The 16592-nt window shown below is 71.8% G+C and carries 15 protein-coding genes and 1 pseudogene; 8 read left to right on the forward strand and 8 right to left on the reverse strand.

Translation table 11 applies throughout. The features are described from left to right. Window positions 1-3 precede the first annotated feature (3 nt). Both boxB and boxC read right to left on the reverse strand, forming a co-directional pair. The gene (gene boxB / locus ABFX51_RS26065; RefSeq protein ID WP_091514401.1) at window positions 4-1422 is read right to left on the reverse strand and encodes a benzoyl-CoA 2,3-epoxidase subunit BoxB; all 1419 of its coding nucleotides are present in this window, start codon (window positions 1420-1422) and stop codon (window positions 4-6) included. Between the two features lies 1 nt (window position 1423). Then, window positions 1424-3022 carry a 2,3-epoxybenzoyl-CoA dihydrolase gene (gene boxC, locus ABFX51_RS26070; protein WP_425425876.1) on the reverse strand — a complete coding sequence of 533 codons (1599 nt, stop codon included), beginning with the start codon at window positions 3020-3022 and terminating at the stop codon, window positions 1424-1426. Window positions 3023-3098: 76 nt separating this feature from the next. On the opposite strand from boxC, the gene ilvD reads away from it, so the two are divergent. Continuing rightward, complete coding sequence (gene ilvD, locus ABFX51_RS26075; protein ID WP_091514537.1) at window positions 3099-4766, forward strand: dihydroxy-acid dehydratase; 1668 nt, start codon at window positions 3099-3101, stop codon at window positions 4764-4766. On the opposite strand, the gene ABFX51_RS26080 is transcribed toward ilvD, so the two are convergent. Further along, window positions 4763-5833, reverse strand: coding sequence for an epoxide hydrolase family protein (locus ABFX51_RS26080; protein WP_346055198.1), 1071 nt, complete (start codon window positions 5831-5833; stop codon window positions 4763-4765). The genes ilvD and ABFX51_RS26080 overlap by 4 nt on opposite strands. 62 nt (window positions 5834-5895) lie before the next feature. Between ABFX51_RS26080 and ABFX51_RS26085 the strand changes: the two are divergent. Next, window positions 5896-6820, forward strand: a pseudogene (locus ABFX51_RS26085) (helix-turn-helix transcriptional regulator). After that, window positions 6820-7224: a cupin domain-containing protein gene (locus tag ABFX51_RS26090; protein WP_177228929.1), complete on the forward strand. Its 405-nt coding sequence runs from the start codon at window positions 6820-6822 to the stop codon at window positions 7222-7224. The pseudogene ABFX51_RS26085 and the gene ABFX51_RS26090 overlap by 1 nt, the downstream one beginning before the upstream one ends. Here ABFX51_RS26090 and ABFX51_RS26095 read toward each other — a convergent pair. Next, window positions 7197-7685: a hypothetical protein gene (locus tag ABFX51_RS26095; protein ID WP_091514409.1), complete on the reverse strand. Its 489-nt coding sequence runs from the start codon at window positions 7683-7685 to the stop codon at window positions 7197-7199. The genes ABFX51_RS26090 and ABFX51_RS26095 overlap by 28 nt on opposite strands. Window positions 7686-7778: 93 nt before the next feature. On the opposite strand from ABFX51_RS26095, the gene ABFX51_RS26100 reads away from it, so the two are divergent. Continuing rightward, window positions 7779-8186 carry a CoA-binding protein gene (locus ABFX51_RS26100; protein ID WP_091514411.1) on the forward strand — a complete coding sequence of 136 codons (408 nt, stop codon included), beginning with the start codon at window positions 7779-7781 and terminating at the stop codon, window positions 8184-8186. 135 nt (window positions 8187-8321) lie between these two features. Next, window positions 8322-8852, forward strand: coding sequence for a hypothetical protein (locus ABFX51_RS26105; protein WP_091514414.1), 531 nt, complete (start codon window positions 8322-8324; stop codon window positions 8850-8852). On the opposite strand, the gene ABFX51_RS26110 is transcribed toward ABFX51_RS26105, so the two are convergent. Beyond that, complete coding sequence (locus tag ABFX51_RS26110; protein ID WP_346055223.1) at window positions 8797-9057, reverse strand: helix-turn-helix domain-containing protein; 261 nt, start codon at window positions 9055-9057, stop codon at window positions 8797-8799. The two genes, ABFX51_RS26105 and ABFX51_RS26110, sit on opposite strands and share 56 nt — an antisense overlap. Before the next feature lie 505 nt (window positions 9058-9562). On the opposite strand from ABFX51_RS26110, the gene ABFX51_RS26115 reads away from it, so the two are divergent. Next, the gene (locus ABFX51_RS26115; protein ID WP_091514419.1) at window positions 9563-10474 is read left to right on the forward strand and encodes an alpha/beta fold hydrolase; all 912 of its coding nucleotides are present in this window, start codon (window positions 9563-9565) and stop codon (window positions 10472-10474) included. Here the strand turns inward: ABFX51_RS26115 and ABFX51_RS26120 are convergent. From ABFX51_RS26120 to ABFX51_RS26130, 3 genes are read right to left on the reverse strand one after another with little or no spacing between them, the layout of a single operon-like run. After that, window positions 10464-11342 carry a CPBP family intramembrane glutamic endopeptidase gene (locus tag ABFX51_RS26120; RefSeq protein ID WP_091514421.1) on the reverse strand — a complete coding sequence of 293 codons (879 nt, stop codon included), beginning with the start codon at window positions 11340-11342 and terminating at the stop codon, window positions 10464-10466. The two genes, ABFX51_RS26115 and ABFX51_RS26120, sit on opposite strands and share 11 nt — an antisense overlap. Before the next feature lie 18 nt (window positions 11343-11360). Next, on the reverse strand, window positions 11361-13823 hold the full coding sequence (locus ABFX51_RS26125) for an ABC transporter permease (RefSeq protein ID WP_346055200.1): 2463 nt from the start codon (window positions 13821-13823) through the stop codon (window positions 11361-11363). Next, entirely contained in the window at window positions 13820-14569 is a 750-nt protein-coding gene (locus ABFX51_RS26130; protein ID WP_091514423.1) for an ABC transporter ATP-binding protein, read from the reverse strand. Before ABFX51_RS26130 ends, ABFX51_RS26125 begins: the two co-directional genes overlap by 4 nt. Window positions 14570-14709: 140 nt before the next feature. Between ABFX51_RS26130 and ABFX51_RS26135 the strand changes: the two genes are divergently transcribed. Beyond that, window positions 14710-15882 (forward strand): sensor histidine kinase, encoded by a 1173-nt coding sequence (locus ABFX51_RS26135; protein WP_245783336.1) that lies wholly within the window; start codon window positions 14710-14712, stop codon window positions 15880-15882. Beyond that, window positions 15873-16508 (forward strand): response regulator transcription factor, encoded by a 636-nt coding sequence (locus ABFX51_RS26140; RefSeq protein ID WP_177228930.1) that lies wholly within the window; start codon window positions 15873-15875, stop codon window positions 16506-16508. Before ABFX51_RS26135 ends, ABFX51_RS26140 begins: the two co-directional genes overlap by 10 nt. Window positions 16509-16592 lie beyond the last annotated feature (84 nt).

Below are 16592 nucleotides of genomic sequence, written 5' to 3' on the forward strand. Positions count from 1 at the left end.
CTCCTAGAGGTACACGTACTCGTAGTCGAAGGGCTTGCCGTTGATGCCCTGCCGCGGCGGCGCGACCCAGCTGGCGATCTTGCCGCGCTCGTACACCGGCCGCATCAGCGAACGGACGAACGCGAGGTCCTCACTGGTGGGCAGCCAGTGCTTCCGCCCCTCCCGCCAGGTCCGCTCGTCCACGATCGTTCCGTCCGGGGTGATGTGGTGGCCGGAGTTTATGCCGACCTGCCGGTTGAAACCAGGGTGCGGCAGCGCGAACCGGAACGAGATCCCCGCGTCCTCGAGTATCCGGTTCCACCGTTTGACCCCGGACTGGCAGTCGTCGATGTACTCCGTGCGCAGGTCCAGGTTGAGCAGCAGGATCTTCTGCAGCTCCTCGGTCTCCCACGTGCCGTCCTCGCGGGGGCGCGGCAGCTCGGCGGCGTCGTCGGTGAGCCGGTGGTCGTCCTTGCGGCGGGTCTCCATCCAGCGGCCCTTCAGCCCCGCCGTGTAGTAGTTCGCCGCGTTGGTCGACGTCTCGCTGCCGAACAGGTCGAGCGACACGCTGTAGTGGAAGTTCAGGTACCGCTGCACGATGTCGAGCGGGATGCCGCCGTGCGGGGCGATGTCCATCGTGTCGTGCTCGCGGATCAACTCGGCGGAGCGCTGCACCACGCGGTCGATCCCGGTGGTGCCCACGAACATGTGGTGCGCCTCCTCCTTCAGCATGAACTCGCACGTCCGCGACAGCGGGTCGAACGCCGACTCCTTGAGCGTGCCGAGCTGGTACTTCCCGTCCCGGTCGGTGAAGTACGTGAACATGTAGAAGGCGAGCCAGTCGGCGGTCTCCTCGTTGAACGCGCCGAGGATGCGGGGCGAGTCGGGACTGCCGGAGTTGCGGTGCAGCAACGCTTCGGCCTCCTCGCGCCCCTCACGGCCGAAGTACGCGTGCAGCAGGTAAACCATCGCCCACAGGTGCCTGCCCTCCTCGACGTTGACCTGGAACAGGTTCCGCAGGTCGTACAGCGAAGGAGCCGTGAGCCCCAGCAGCTTCTGCTGCTCCACGGACGCCGGTTCGGTGTCGCCCTGGATGACGATCAGCCGTTGCAGGTCGGCGCGGTACTCGCCGGGCACCTGCTGCCACACCGGTTCGCCCTTGTGCTGCCCGAAGGCGATCCGCCGGTCCGGATCGCGCTCGGCGAGGAAGATGCCCCACCGGTAGTCCGGCACGTTGACGTGGTCGAAGTGCGCCCAGCCGTCGCGCCCGACGCTGACCGCCGTGCGCAGGTAGACGCCCTGCGTTTCGAGCGTCGGGCCCATTTCGGCCCACCAGTTCAGGAACTTCGGCTGCCAGCCCTCCAGCGCGCGCTGGAGCCGCCGGTCGTCGGCGAGCCCGACGTTGTTGGGGATCTTGCTGTCGTAGTCGATCTTCTCCGGCATGTCACACCCGCCTGCGGTCGAAGGTGGCCTGCTGCCCGGTGCCGTAGCGGCGGAGCGCGCCGTCGGGTCCGGACGCGTTCGGTCTGGTGAAGATCCAGTTCTGCCAGGCGGACAACCGTCCGAAGATCTTGGTCTCGATCGTCTCCGGCCCGACGAACCGGTGGTTGGCCTCCATCCCGGTCAGCGCGTCCGGGGACAGCGCGGCGCGGCCCTCCAGCGCGAGGCGGATCTCGTCCTCCCAGTCGATGTCGTCGGGGGCGTCGGTGACCAGGCCCAGCTCGACGGCCTCCGCGGCGCCCAGCGGCCGCTCGCGTTCGCGCTTGAGCCAGTCGAGGTGGTCGTTCTCGCCGTAGAACCGGGATTCCAGCCGGGACAGGCCGTTGCCCATCGGGAACACGCCGAAGTTCGCCTCGGTGAGCATGATCGACGCGCGTTCCTCGCTGTCCTCGTCGTCGATGGGAGGCCCGTCGAGCAGGTACTGCCGGTCGCACGCCAGCGCCAGCTCCAGCAGCAGGCCGGCGAAGCAGCTGCCGGGCTCGATCAACGCGAACAGGCTCCGGCTGGTCACGTCGAGCCGCTTCAGCGTGCGCTTGTAGTAGTGCAGGACCTCCTTGGACAGCCAGTCCCCCGCGCCGAGCAGGCGCCGTTCGTGCGCGAGCACGGCCTCGGGGTCGCCTTCGGTGCGGAACACCCACGTGCCCAGCTCGGGTTCGTTGGTGCGCAGGCGGAGGATGAGGTCGTCCAGCTCGCGGGTCATCGGGAGCAGCCACTCGTCGCCCCGCGGGCCACGGACGGTGATCTCGACGCTGTGCTTGCCGAGCTTGGCCGTGACGTGCGGATAGCGGATCTCGTCCTCGGTCTCGGTGCGCGTCAGCGGCGTCAGTTCGATGCCCTTCTCCGCCCGCGGGCGGGCCAGTTCGCGGGCGCGGGCCGCGACGACCTCGCGGAACTCCTGCCGTGGCACCAGCTCGTCCACCAGACGCCACTCCACCGCGGTCCTGCCCTTGACGCCGTCCGGCCGGGTGGCGAAGACGTCCGCGCGGTCCTTGCGCACCCGCCGTTTGTCGGTCACGCGCGTCAGCCCGCCGGTGCCGGGGAGCACGCCGAGCAGCGGCACCTCGGGCAGCGCGACGGTCGAGGAGTTGTCGTCGACGAGGAGGATCTTTTCGCAGGCCAGCGCGATTTCGTAGCCGCCGCCGGCACAGCTGCCGTTCACCGCGGCGAGGTAGACCTGCCCGGAGTTCTCGGTGGCGTCCTCGATGCCGTTGCGGGTCTCGTTGGTGAACTTGCAGAAGTTCACCTTCCACTCGTGGGAGGAGGCGGCGAGCATCCGGATGTTCGCGCCGGCGCAGAACACCTTGTCCTTCGCGCTGGTGATGATCACCGCGCCCACCTCGGGGTGCTCGAAGCGGAGGCGCTGCACCGCGTCGTACAGCTCGATGTCGACGCCGAGGTCGTAGGAGTTGAGCTTGAGCTCGTAGCCCTCGACGAGGCCGCCGTGCTCGTCGACGTCGAGTTCGAGCCACGCGATCGGCGGCTCGACGCGCAGCTTCCAGTGGCGGTAGGAGCCGGGTTCCCGATCGAATGACACCTTCGTCATGCCCTCGATTGTCTACAGCTGCCTTTCGATCGTCAACATTGTGTAGATAGTGGATCACCGGCCTAGGGTGCTGGACATGGCCGACCTCAAGCCCCGCTCCCGTGACGTGACCGATGGTCTCGAACGCGCCGCCGCGCGCGGCATGCTCCGCGCCGTGGGCATGGGCGACGACGACTTCGCCAAGCCCCAGATCGGCATCGCGTCGTCGTGGAACGAGATCACCCCGTGCAACCTGTCGCTGCAGCGGCTCGCGCAGGCGGGCAAGCAGGGCGTGCACGCCGGCGGCGGGTTCCCGATGGAGTTCGGCACGATTTCGGTGTCGGACGGCATCTCGATGGGGCACGAGGGGATGCACTACTCGCTGGTCTCCCGCGAGGTCATCGCCGATTCGGTGGAGACGGTGATGCAGGCCGAGCGGCTCGACGGCGCGCTGCTGCTCGCCGGGTGCGACAAGAGCCTGCCGGGGATGCTGATGGCCGCGGCTCGGCTCGACGTCGCCGCCGTGTTCCTCTACGCCGGCTCGATCCTGCCCGGCACGGTGGACGGCCGCGAGGTGACGATCATCGACGCGTTCGAGGCCGTCGGCGCCTGCGCGCGGGGCCTGATCTCCCGTGAGGAGGTCGACCGGATCGAGCGCGCGATCTGCCCCGGCGAGGGCGCGTGCGGCGGGATGTACACGGCGAACACGATGGCGTGCGCGGCGGAGGCGCTGGGCATGTCGCTGCCGGGTTCGGCGAGCCCGCCCTCGGTCGACCGGCGGCGGGACCGGTTCGCGCGGGAGAGCGGTGAAGCGATCATCGGGCTGCTCGCCAAGGGCCTGACCGCACGGGACATCCTGACGCGCGAAGCGTTCGAGAACGCCATCGCCGTCGTGATGGCGCTGGGCGGTTCGACGAACGCGGTGCTGCACCTGCTCGCCATCGCGCACGAGGCCGAGGTGGAGCTGACGCTCGACGACTTCACCCGCATCGGTGACCGCGTGCCGCACCTGGCGGACGTGAAGCCGTTCGGCAGGCACGTGATGACCGCGGTGGACCGCGTCGGCGGGGTGCCCGTGGTGATGAAAGCGCTGCTCGACGCGGGGATGCTGCACGGCGACTGCGTGACCGTGACCGGGAAGACGCTCGCGGAGAACCTCGCCGAGCTGGCCCCGCCCGAGCTCGACGGTGAGGTCATCCGCAAGCTGACCGAGCCGATCCACCCGACCGGCGGCATCACGATCCTGCACGGTTCGCTCGCCCCCGAAGGCGCGGTGGTCAAGAGCGCGGGCTTCGACTCGTCACGTTTCGAAGGCACCGCAAGGGTTTTCGACGGCGAGCAGGCCGCGATGGACGCGCTGGGCACGCTCGTGCCGGGGGACGTCGTGGTGATCCGGTACGAGGGGCCGCGGGGCGGGCCGGGGATGCGCGAGATGCTGGCGGTCACCGGCGCGATCAAGGGCGCCGGGCTCGGCAAGGACGTCCTGCTGCTCACCGACGGCCGCTTTTCCGGTGGTACCACGGGGTTGTGCATCGGGCACGTCGCGCCGGAGGCCGCGCACGGCGGCCCCATCGCGCTGGTGCGCGACGGGGACCCGATCGTGCTGGACATGACGTCCCGGACGCTCGACGTGGCGGTGCCGGAGGAGGAACTCGAGCGGCGGCGTGCGGAGTGGACCGCACCCCGGGCCCCGAGGCGGACGGGCGTGCTGGCGAAGTACGCCGCCCTCGTCGGCTCGGCCGCCCGGGGCGCGGTCTGCTCCTAGCGCAACCCCTCGAAGAAGGTCACCACGTCGTTCACCAGGGTCTTCGTCGCGTCGTGGGCGGCGTAGTGGCTGCCTTCGTCGTAGGTGTGCCACGAGACGATGTTCACGTGGTCGCGCTCGGCGAAGCGCCTGATGGACTGGAAGTCGTTCGCGAAGGCGGCCAGGCCCAGCGGCACCGTCGTCTGCCCCGAGGGCGGCTCCGCCAGTGAATCCTCGCGGTACAGCCGCATCGACGACGCCGCTGTACGGGTGAACCAGTAGATCGCCAGGTTCGCCACCGCGAACTCGACGTCCTGCTCCACCATCAGCTGGCCGTTCCAGCCCGCGAGTCCCGCGGGCGAGTCCACCAGGGCGTGCGCCACCGTCTGCGGCTGCTGCGAAAGCAGGACGTTGAACGCGCCGATGGTGTCCCAGAACCACTTCAGGTGCGCCAGCCCCGCGGCCTCCTCCTCGGTGAGGTCCGCCATCTCCGCCGGATCCCCGCTGGGGAACGAGAAGATCTGCGTGACGTGCACGCCCACGACGCGCTCCGGCGCCAGGCGGCCCACCTCGGGTGAGATCATCGCCCCGCCGTCGTTGCCGACCGCGCCGTACCGCTCGTAACCGCAGCGCGCCATCAGTTCCGTCCACGCCCGCGCGATGCGGTACCGGTTCCAGCCGGTTTCGCGCGTCGGACCGGAGAACCCGAAACCGGGCACCGACGGCAGCACGACGTCGAACCCGGCCTCGGTGAGCGGGTCGAGCACGTCCAGGTACTCGACGATCGAACCGGGCCAGCCGTGCGTGAGGATCAACGGGAGCGCGCCGTCCTTCCCGGAGCGCACGTGCAGGAAGTGGATCAGCTGCCCGTCTATCTCGGTCGTGAGCTGCGGATACGAGTTGAGTCTCGCTTCCAGTGCGCGCCCGTCGAAGCGGTCACGCCAGTGTTCGACCAGTTCGCGGACGCGGGCCACCGGCACGCCGAAGCCGGGCAGTTCGTCGGCGAACCGGGTGCGGGCGAGGCGGTCGGCGCGGTCGTCGAGGTCGGCCTGGGGGACGTCGATGCGGAAGGGCTGGATGTTCGTCATGCCCGTCACGCTGCCAGTCCATTAGGCAAGCTTCGTTCCTAATGAAGTGCCACACTGGAAAAATGTTGGAAACCTCGGCGCGGCTGCTCCGGTTGCTCTCGTTGCTGCAGTCCCCGCGTGACTGGACAGGCGCGGAGCTCGCCGAACGCCTCGAAGTCAGCCCGCGGACCGTGCGCAACGACATCGAACGGTTGCGCGGGCTCGGCTACCCCGTGCACGCCGTACGCGGCTCGACGGGCGGCTACCGGCTGGGCGCCGGCGCCGAACTACCGCCGTTGCTGCTCGACGACGAAGAGGCCGTCGCCGTGGCGATCGGGCTGCGCACCGCGGGCACGGTCACCGGCATCGAGGAGACGTCGTTGCGTGCGCTGGCGAAGCTGGAGCAGGTGCTGCCGTCCCGGCTGCGCAACCGCGTGCACACCCTGCAGACCTACTCCGTGCGCGCCCAGACCGAAGCGGGGCCACGCGTCGGCGCGGACACCCTGACGGCCATCGCGGCGGCGTGCCGGGACCACGAATGCCTGCGGTTCGACTACGTCACGCACGAGGGCGGGCAGACGCGGCGCACCGCCGAGCCCTACCGGATCGTGAACTGGGGCCGCCGCTGGTACCTCGTCGCGTGGGACGTCGATCGCGCGGACTGGCGCACGTTCCGGGTGGACCGCATGGTCCCGCACACCCCGAACGGCCGCCGCTTCACCCCTCGCGACCTGCCGGAGGAGGTGACCGACCGCGTCATGCGCGGGGCGTCCTCGGCGGCGTGGCGGTACCGGGCGGACGTCGTCGTGCACGCGCCCGCGGAGGTCCTCACCGAGCGCCGAAGCGCGCGACGAGGGGACGTGTGTGCTGCACACCGGCGCGGACACCGTCGAGACGCTCGCCGTGCACCTCGGCCTGCTGGGCTTCGACTTCACGGTGACCGCACCACCGGAACTGGTGGAGCACGTGGGCGAACTGGCCGAGCGTTACCGGAAAGCGGTTTCCTGATGTTCGAGACCATCTCCGTCCACGACGCCCCCGAGGTGCGCGCACCCGACGGATCCGCGGTGCGCCCGCTCTGCCGCCTCGCGGGGGCGAGCTTCGCGCGGTTCGAACTCGCGCCGCACCAGGTGTCGCTGGCGGTCTCCCACGCCACCGTCGAGGAGATCTGGTTCGTCCTCGACGGCAGCGGCGCGATGTGGCGCCGGGAAGGCGACCGCGAGGAGGTCACGACACTCGAGCCCGGGCTCTGCCTGACCATCCCGCTCGGGACGACGTTCCAGTTCCGGGCCGGGGAGCACGGGCTGCGGGTCGTGGCGGTCACGACACCGCCCTGGCCCGGCACTCCGGAGGAGGCCAGGCCAGGGCGGGGTCCGTGGGACGCTCAGAGCCTCCCGTCACCGGAGGTGTAGGGGCCTCCCTGCTCCAGGTTCGGGCTGACGTGGGCGACCCGGCCCTCCTGGCCGGGGACCGGCTGCACCGTCGGCTCGTTGAGCTGCCGGTCGATCGTGGCGCGGCTCTCGACGACCCGGTTGTTGTAGTCCTCGACCGCCTGCTCCTCCCGCATCCGGGCGAGCACGCTGATCGCGATCGCGTGGGCCACCGCGATGACCAGCAGGGTCACGCCGAGCCGCCCGACCACGGACGGCAGGGAGCTGCCGCCGGGGAAGTGGATGGTGGACAGCAGCGCGATCGCCCCCAGCACCACGAGGTGGAACAGCACCGTGATCAGCCGGGTCATCGAAGACTCCGCCTCGGGGTTGCCCCGCGAGTTCAGCAGGTACCGCTTACCGCTGTGGTAGATGATCTGGCCGTCGACCACGACCATCAGGATCGCCACCACCAGGTAAGCCACGTAGGCGTTCGTGTCCACGACGGCCTCCTCTCCTACGGTCGGTTGGCTACCCGCGACGCTCCGGCGCGAAACGCCCGGAATTACCGCCCGACCTGCGGAGTTGTTCAGGATGTGGCTGACCTTGCCGAACGCGCCCTCGCCGCCGCGAACACCATCGCCGTGGTGGGGCTGAGCCGGGACCCGGCGAAGGCCGCGCACTCCGTGCCGGCGAACCTGCAGGCCGCGGGCTTCCGCATCATCCCCGTGCACCCCTCGGCCGACGTGCTGCTCGGCGAACGGGTGTACCGCTCACTGACCGACATCCCCGAGCCCGTCGACCTCGTGGACGTCTTCCGCCCCGCCGCGGAGGCACCGGGGATCGCCAGGCAGGCCGTCGCGATCGGGGCGAAAACCCTGTGGCTCCAGCAGGGCATCGTGTCCGCGGAGGCGCGGCGGATCGCGGAGGAGGCCGGGCTGGACTACGTCGAGGACCGCTGCACCGCGGTGGTCAGGGCCCTCGGGCGCATCCGGAAGAACTGATCGTCCACTTCGGACTCGATACCGGTCAGGTGGAACACGCCCCCGCCCGGTGAGGGACTTTCGGCCCTCACCGCGGCTACCCGCTATATGGCGCAATTTCCTCAGCACAGGGCGGGCACGAGAGGGAGTGACACCGTGACCGTGGAACAAATCGCACCGACGCTGCTCGACGAGTTCACGCCGCGCTTCGACTTCGCCTTCCGCGAGCACCTGCTGGTGCAGGGGCGGCCGGAGCAGACCTACCGGCGGTTCGGCGAACTGCCCGGCGCCTTCCAGCGGGCTCTGGACCGCACGGTCCCCCCGCGGCCGCGGAGATGCGCCCCCGGCTTCGACGAGATCCTGACGAAGGGCCGGTGGACGGTCCTGGCCAGCAGTCCGGGCGAGGAGGTCGTGCTCGGCGCCGCGGGCCGGTTCTGGACCCCGTTCTGCGACTGGCAGCAGGTCAGCGCGCAGGAGTTCGCCACGTACTCGCGGCGCCGCCGCGGCACGATCGCCATCTCCATCGGGCACCGCCCGTACGGCGACGAGCTGACGCTGATGACCTTCGAGGCCCGCGCGACGACCACCGACACCGTCGCCTACCGCTGGGCCGACTGGTACTGGCAGACGGTCAAGCCGACCGCCCGGCTGGTCGTCCGCGAGGTCCTGCGCAGGGCCGGGAGCTGACGAACTCGCCGGGGGTGCTGCCCGTCAGCGCCCGGAAGTCCCGGGTGAAATGCGCCTGGTCGGCGTAACCGCAGAAGTGCGCGACCTCCGCCGCCGGTGTCCGCTCAGCCGCTGCCAGGCGTGCTCGACTTCCGGCGCCGGACGAGGGCCGTGCGGCAGGCGCGCCGTCAGGAACCGGTCGACGAGTGCGAACCGGCGCCGCCAGGTGGCGGCTTCGGCGACCTGCTCGGTCAGCAGCGTGGCGTGCCTGCCCAGCAGCCGCTCCAGCGCGACCCCGTCAGGCGGTAGTTCTCCCAGCGGCACACCGAGCAGTGCGTACGCCGCGGCCGGGGACAGCCCCACGGTCAGCGTGCGCACGAGCCCCGGCTCCTCGGCGAGCGCGAGGGGACGGCTGCGCAACCCCAGCACCGGATCGCGGGGATGCGGGTTCGCGCCCTCTTCGTCGAGCAGCATCCGGGAAGGGGTTTCGAGGTCGAGCGTGACCGTCACCGCGCCGAGCACGGCCGGCCGCCACCGCAGCGGCGCGTCCAGCACCTGCTCACGTCCTGAGTAGCCGAGCACCTCTCCGGCGAGTGCCGGGTGCGGAGCCGCGAGGTGCAGCCCCGACGAGCGAACGGCCTCCGCGTGCGGCACGACGAGCGACCAATCCCCCATGTGGCACCCGACTTTCGTCCAAGACACGCGTGACGCCGGTTCCTACCGTCGAGGCTATGCGGAGAATCGGGCGTTTTTCCAGTGATGCGGCCGCGGAGCACTACTTCGCGGCCTACGACCGAGCGATGGCCCTGTGCCCGCCCGCCGAAGTCCTCGACGTGGACACCCACCACGGCACGACGCGGGTGTACCGGTTCTGCGACGGGCCGGGGGATCCGCTCGTGCTGCTGTCCGGCCTCTCGGGTACGGCCGCCGCGTGGGCACCGGGCCTGCCGGGGCTGCTCGACCGCGGGCACCCGGTGTACGCGCTCGACACCCTCGGCGAGGCGGGCCGCAGTGTGCAGCGGGAACCGATCACCAGCGCGGCCGAGCGCACCCGCTGGCTGGACGACGTGCTGGCCGCGCTGGAGCTGCCGCGGGTGCACCTCGTCGGCGCTTCCAGCGGCGAGTGTTACGCGGTGTACCAGGCCATCCACCGCCCCGGGCGGCTCGCGTCGGTCGCGGCGGTCGACCCGACGACGGTGACGGCGCGGTTCCGGCCCGCCGTGCTGTGGTGGAGCGCGGTCGGCGTGCTGGTCCGGCGGGACCGGGTGTGGGCGCGGATCCTGGCACAGCTCACCGGGGTGCCGGCCGACCGCCCGGACATGCGGCTGGTGCTCGCCGGGATCCGGGACCACCGGCCCCGGCTGCCACCACAACTGCGCCCGGCCCAGTCGGCGCTGCGGCGGATCGAAGTCCCGATGTTGCTGGTGTTCCTCGAAAAGAGCACGGCCCACAACGCCCGGCGCGCGGCCCGGCGCGCTCGGCGGCTCCTGCGCGCGGCGGAGGTGGAGCTGTGGCTGGGGCGGAAGCACACCCTGTCGCTCGAGGTGGCCGACCGGGTGCTGGAGTTCACGACCGCATGCAGAGAGGTTCGCCTTCCCCGCCGGGAAGACGAACCTCTCCGGGCGCTCCGGCTCAGGCCGTGAGCACCCGCTCGACGGGCTCCGCCGCCCGCGGCCGGTACCCCAGCCGGCCCCGGGTCACGGCGATCAGCACCACCGCGGCGACCGTCGAGGCGATCAGGAGGATGCGCGACGAGCTGTGCGGGTCTATGCCGGGGAACACCTCCAGCCACGCCACCGACATGTAGTTGTTCACGCTCGTGTGCAGCACCATCGCGACCGGCAGGCTTTCCCCGGAGCGGTTGAACACCCACGTCATCACGACGCTCAGCGCCGTGGCCGCGACGACGAACTCGACGACGCTGTACCAGTGCACGTCCGGCCAGCCACCCCACTCCGTGAGGAACAGCGGCAGGTGCCAGAAGCCCCACAGCGGGCCGAGGATGAGCGTGCCGCGCAGCGCGCCGAACCGCGGCTGCAGGTGGGGCAGCGCGAAGTCGCGCCAGCCGGGCTCCTCGGCGAGTCCGGTGGTGATCATCTGCAGGACCAGCGCGGGCAGGTACGCCACCAGCACCGACGCCCCCGGCACGGCGAACCCGTGTGCGAACGGCAGGCTGGCCAAGGTGAGCGCCACCGGCACGCCGAGCAGGGTGGCGGCGTACCACCACCACTTCACCCGCCACCGCAGCAGCCTGCCCGTCCACCGCCGCAGCCCCGGCCTGCCCTCCGCGACCGCCGTGACGATGAACGCGGACAGGATCGGCCCGAGGTACGCGCCGGGCAGCACGCCCAGCAGCTGCGGGGTGCCGAGCAGCTGCGGGAAGCGGAAGTGCACGACCCCGAGTCCGTTGTCCGACAACACATACGGCAGCCAGGCCAGCCAGCTGAGCGCGAACGCCATCGTGAAGAACGCGGGCAACCGGTGGCGGGTGATGAAGATGTGCAGTTTCATCTCTGTCTCCTCGGACGGTCAGTCGCCGACGCGCATCGCGGCCACCGGGGCCGGGCGGAGGGCGAACCGGGTGGGCAGTGCGATGGCGCCCCAGCCGAGTGCGACGGCGGCGGCGACGATCCCGAGGTAGGGCAGCGCGGGAACGCTCGGCAGCGGAGCGCCGGTGAGGCTGATGCTGATGCCGACGAGCGGCGGGAGCGCGGCGAGCGTGCCGAGCACGACCGCGGCCACGACGACGATCGCCGCCTCGCCGCGCATCATCGCCCGCACCTGCCGCGGTTTCGCCCCGACGAGCCGCAGCAGTGCGAACTCCCGCACCCGGGTGGCCGTGGCGAGCACCAGGATGTTCACCACCGCGATCGCGAGGAACCCGAGCAGCACGAGGTTCAGCAGCAGGGTGACCGCCGACTCCCCGCCGTCCGAAGGGGCGGTGAAGGCGCCGCGGTCGGTGGTCCGGACCTCCGGGTAGGCCTGGAGCGCCGTCGTCAGGGCCGTGAAGTCGTTGCCGGACACCAGGATCTCGTCGTTCAGCGGGTTCGCCACCACGTCCCGCGGCAGCGTGATGTCCCCGAAGCCGAGCCCGTTGCCGTAGATGGCCACGACCCGGCCGGTGTACGGCCTTCCGTCGCCGAGGCGGATGGACAGGGTCGAGCCGACGTCGGCGCCGAACGTGCCGGCGGCGCTCTTGCTCAACGCCAGCGTGCCTTCGGTGAGCCCGTCGAGCTCACCGCGCTGGACGTCGAGGTCCAGCACCTCGCGCAGCCCCGCGGGGGTCACGCCCTGCGCGGTGAACGCCCCGGTCGAGGGCTCGCCCAGTTCGTCGTAGGTCACGAGGGCCTGCGTGTGCACGACCGGCACCGCGGCCGTCACGCCGGGCGTCCGCCGCACGAGGTCGGCGACCTCGGGGGCGAGCCCGCCGTCGGCGACCAGCACGCGGTCGGCGACGAGGCCCTCGGCCGCCTGGTGCCTGGCGGCCGCATCCGTCGTGGTCAGCGTGAAGATCTGCACCGCGGCCATCGCCACGCCCATGATCAGCGGGGGCGCCGCGGAACCGATCCGCCGCGAACGCGCCCTCGTGTTGGCGTCGGCGAGGAAACCCGACGCGGGCCTGCCGAGCCCCAGCCGTCCGAGCACCGCGGCCGTCGCGGTCAGCAGCCGCGGGCCGAGCAGCGCCACCGCGATCACCAGCAGCAGCGCCGAACCGGCGGCACCCGCGGTCGCGCTCTCGCCCGTGGTCGTCAGCGGCAGGAACATCCCGAACCCGATGCCAACGGGCACCAGCGTCCAGCCCGCGACGAGCCGTGCCCGGCCCAGCCGGGGCGGTTCGACCTTCGCCTCGCCCAGTGCGTCGACGGGGCTGACGCGGGCCGCGCGCCGGGCGGCGATCAGGCCCGCCGCGAGAGCCGTGGCGACGCACAGCACGACGGAGCCCAGCACCGGCAACGGCCCGAGCGTGAACCGGAAGTTCTCCGGCACCACTCCGGCGGCCACGAACGCGTCGCGGAGCAGGAAAGTGAGCCAGGCCCCGGGCACCGCGCCCAGCACCGAGGCGGTGACGGCCAGCACCGCGGTCTCGGCCCCGACCAGCCTGCGGATCTGCCGCGGCGTCGCCGCGACCGCCCGCAGCAGCGCGAACTCGCGGCGCCGCTGCTGGATGGCGAGGCCGAGCGTGCTGGCGACCACCAGCGCGACGATCAGCAGCATCGTGCCGCCGAACGAGCCCGCCACCAGCACCAGGAACGAGCGCGCGGCCCCCACGTCGAGGAACTCCGCCTCCGCCCGGTCGTCGCCCGTGAACGTGGCGACCCCGGGCACGGCCTGCCCGATGCGCTGCGCGAGCGCGCCGGCGGACACGCCCGGCTCGGCGAACACGGCGACGGCGTCGACCTGGTCGGGCTTGCCGGTGAGCGCCCTGGCCCGCTCGTCGGACAGGAACGTGCCCGTGGCCGTGCCGACCACCCGGTACGGCGCTGCGACGGCACCGACCGCCAGCGAGACGGTGTCCCCCACGTGCACGCCCGCCTGCGCGGCGAGCGACGCGTCGAGCACGACCTCACCGGCACCGGCCGGCTCCCGGCCGTCGTGCGCGCCGCTCCCGAGCCTGATCGACGACCAGCCGTGTGCGACCAGCGGCAGGGTGCCGCCGGGCGAGCGCAGTCCGGCCCGGACGGTCACATCGTCCACAACGGACTGGACCCCGGGCACGCGGGCGATCTCGTCCGCGCGGGACACCGGCAGCGGCACGCGCTCCGCGAAACGCTGGTCCATGTCCTCGGTGACGGGCAGCACCTGCTGCGCCGTCACGACGACCGGCGCCGTGGCGTAACGCTGCGGCGCGGCCCCGGCGCGCAACCCGGAGTCCAGCAGCACGCCGCTCCCCGTGATCAGCACCGAACCGCAGAACACCGCGACGAACGCGGCCGCGAACGAGCCCCGCCGCGCGCGGATCATCCGCCATGCCATGGAGAACACGTCGATCACCACTCCCCGAGGTGCGTCATGTGCTCGGCGATGGCCTCGGGCGAGGACGGTCCGACCTCGCCCGCGATCCGGCCGTCCGCGAGGAACACCACCGAGTCCGCGTAGGACGCCGCCACCGGGTCGTGCGTCACCATCAACGCCGTCTGCCCCCACCGGTCCACGGCCTGCCGCAGCGTGCCGAGCACCTGCTTGGCGGTCCGCGTGTCGAGCGCGCCCGTGGGTTCGTCGAGGAACACCACGTCGGGCCGCGTGACCAGCGCGCGGGCGATCGCGACGCGCTGCTGCTGCCCGCCGGAGAGCTTGGCGGGCCGCCGGTCCAGCGGCACGGTCAGCTCCACCGAGCGCACCACCTCGGCGAGGAACTCCGGGTCGAACGGCCGGTTCGCCAGCCGCAGCGGCAGCACGATGTTCTGCTCGACGGTCAGCGCGTCGAGCAGGTTGTAGGCCTGGAACACGAACCCGATGCGGCTGCGCCGCAGCTCGGTCAGCTGGGCCTCGCGCAGCTTGGTCAGGTCGTCCTCGCCCAGCAGCACGCGCCCCGACGTCGGGCGGTCGAGCCCGGCGGCGCAGTGCAGGAACGTGCTCTTGCCGGAACCGGAGGGGCCCATCAGCGCGGTGAAACTGCCGCGCCGCAAGCCGATCGACACGTCGTCGAGCGCACGGACCGCGGTCTCGCCGCTGCCGTAGACCTTGCTCACGGACTCCATGCGCACCGCGCAGACGAGCCCGTCCTGGACTGTGGACATCCCCTTTTTCCTTCCTCTGAAGCTGATTTCGACGCTAGGCAGGGCGGGGGTGCGGCACACTGGCTCCAGCTCCCGGACCGGGGGTGTAGCCAGGTACACCCCGGCGGGTGTGCGCAGTAGAGTTCCGCAGCGTGCGGGGGGTGGCCTTGAAGGCAGCGATCAGGCGCAGCGCCGACGCGACGGGCGCGCTCGCCGGTGCGCTGCGGACCGCGCTGCCCGCGCTGCTGTCGCTGGCCGTGGTGCCGGTGTCGGTGCTCCTCCTGCCGGTGCTGCCCACCGCGGCGGAGCCCCTGCGGTACGTGACAGGGCTCGAACGGAACCGGCGCGGCATTCCCGCGCCCTACCGGCGGATCGCTCCCCTGCGCGATCCCGCGACGTGGCGGGACGTGGCGTGGCTCGTGGTGCACGGGGTCACCGGGCTTGCCGCCGGCATCCTCGCGGTCGCGCTGTGGCCCGCGATCCTGAGCAGCGTCACCACCCCGCTGTATTGGTGGCTGGTGCCGGACGGGGTGACGGCGCTCTTCGTGGACGTCAGGACGTGGCCGCAGGCGCTGACGCTGCCGTTCGTCCAGGCCGCGTGCTACGCCGCCATCCTGTACTGGCTCGTGCCCCTCGCGGCGCGCGCCCAGGAGTGGACGACACGCACGCTGCTCGGCCCCACCGACCACGACCTCCTGGTCCAGCAGGTCGAACGGCTCACCGAGACCCGCACCGAGGCGCTGGAGTCGCACGGCGCCGAGCTGCGCCGCATCGAGCGGGACCTGCACGACGGGATCCAGGCGCAGCTCGTGGCCGTCGCGGTGCGGCTCGGGCTCGCGGAGCGCGCGCTGGCCGCCGACCCCGACACCGCGCGGTCGCTGCTGAACGACGCGCAGTCCGGGATCGAGGACTCGCTGGGCAACCTGCGGGGCGTCATCCGCGGCATCTACCCGCCGATCCTCGCCGACCGCGGGCTCGGCGGGGCCGTGCACGCGCTGGCGAGCGGGCAGCGCGTCCCGGTCGCCGTGCACATCCCCGAGGACCTGCCGCGCCCGCCCGCGCCGATCGAGGCGGCGGCGTACTTCGTGGTCGCCGAATCGCTGACCAACGTGACCAAGCACAGCTCGGCTCAGCACGCGGAGGTCACGGTCGAGCGCGACGGGCCGAACCTGCGGGTGGTGGTCCGCGACGACGGGCAGGGCGGCGCGACCGAGGGCGACGGGAGTGGGCTGCTCGGCATCCGCCGCCGGGTCGCCGCGCTCGACGGCACGGCCCGCATCGAAAGCCCTGCCGGCGAAGGAACGACGATCGAGGTGCTGCTGCCGTGCGGATAGTGATCGCGGAGGACAACGCGCTGCTGCGGGAGGGCATCTCCCTGCTGGTCCGCACCGCCGGGCACGAGGTGGTCGGCAACGCGGCGAACGGTCCGGAGATCGTGCCGCTGCTGCTGGAGCACCGGCCGGACATCGCCGTGCTGGACGTGCGCATGCCCCCGACGTTCCGCGACGAGGGGCTGCGAGCCGCGATCGAGGCCAGGCGGTTGCTGCCGGGGTTGCCGATCCTCGTGCTGTCGCAGTACGTGGAGCACACGTACGCCACCGAGCTGCTCGCGAGCGGCGCGGGTGGGGTGGGCTACCTGCTCAAGGACCGCGTCGGCCGGGTCGAGGAGTTCCTCGACGCGCTCAACCGCGTCGCCGCCGGGGGCACCGCGCTCGACCCGGAGGTGGTGTCACAGCTGATGAACCGCCGCGACCCGCTCGACGCGCTGACCGCGCGGGAGCGCGAAGTGCTGCACCTGATGGCGCAGGGCCACGACAACGCGGCGATCGCGCGGCAGCTGGTGGTGACCGAGCGCGCGGTGACCAAGCACATCGGGAACATCTTCCGGAAACTCGACCTGCCGCCGACGGACAGCGGGCACCGGCGGGTGCTGGCCGTGCTGGCGTACGTGAACGCTTGAGGTAGGCCGTTTTCGGGCCTCCCTCAACCGGAGTAGCCCCTCCTGACGGATGGCGACAGGCCGCAGCAAGGCCCTCAGTCCTCT

The organism is Amycolatopsis dongchuanensis, assembly GCF_039542405.1.
Lineage (GTDB): Bacteria > Actinomycetota > Actinomycetes > Mycobacteriales > Pseudonocardiaceae > Amycolatopsis_E > Amycolatopsis_E sacchari.

Bases quoted from the DNA above. Each gene is read 5' to 3' on its own strand.
- boxB (WP_091514401.1), bottom strand. From the start codon at position 1,422: ATGCCGGAGAAGATCGACTACGACAGCAAGATCCCCAACAACGTCGGG.
- boxC (WP_425425876.1), bottom strand. From the start codon at position 3,022: ATGACGAAGGTGTCATTCGATCGGGAACCCGGCTCCTACCGCCACTGG.
- ilvD (WP_091514537.1), top strand. From the start codon at position 3,099: ATGGCCGACCTCAAGCCCCGCTCCCGTGACGTGACCGATGGTCTCGAA.
- ABFX51_RS26080 (WP_346055198.1), bottom strand. From the start codon at position 5,833: ATGACGAACATCCAGCCCTTCCGCATCGACGTCCCCCAGGCCGACCTC.
- ABFX51_RS26090 (WP_177228929.1), top strand. From the start codon at position 6,820: ATGTTCGAGACCATCTCCGTCCACGACGCCCCCGAGGTGCGCGCACCC.
- ABFX51_RS26115 (WP_091514419.1), top strand. From the start codon at position 9,563: ATGCGGAGAATCGGGCGTTTTTCCAGTGATGCGGCCGCGGAGCACTAC.
- ABFX51_RS26120 (WP_091514421.1), bottom strand. From the start codon at position 11,342: ATGAAACTGCACATCTTCATCACCCGCCACCGGTTGCCCGCGTTCTTC.
- ABFX51_RS26130 (WP_091514423.1), bottom strand. From the start codon at position 14,569: ATGTCCACAGTCCAGGACGGGCTCGTCTGCGCGGTGCGCATGGAGTCC.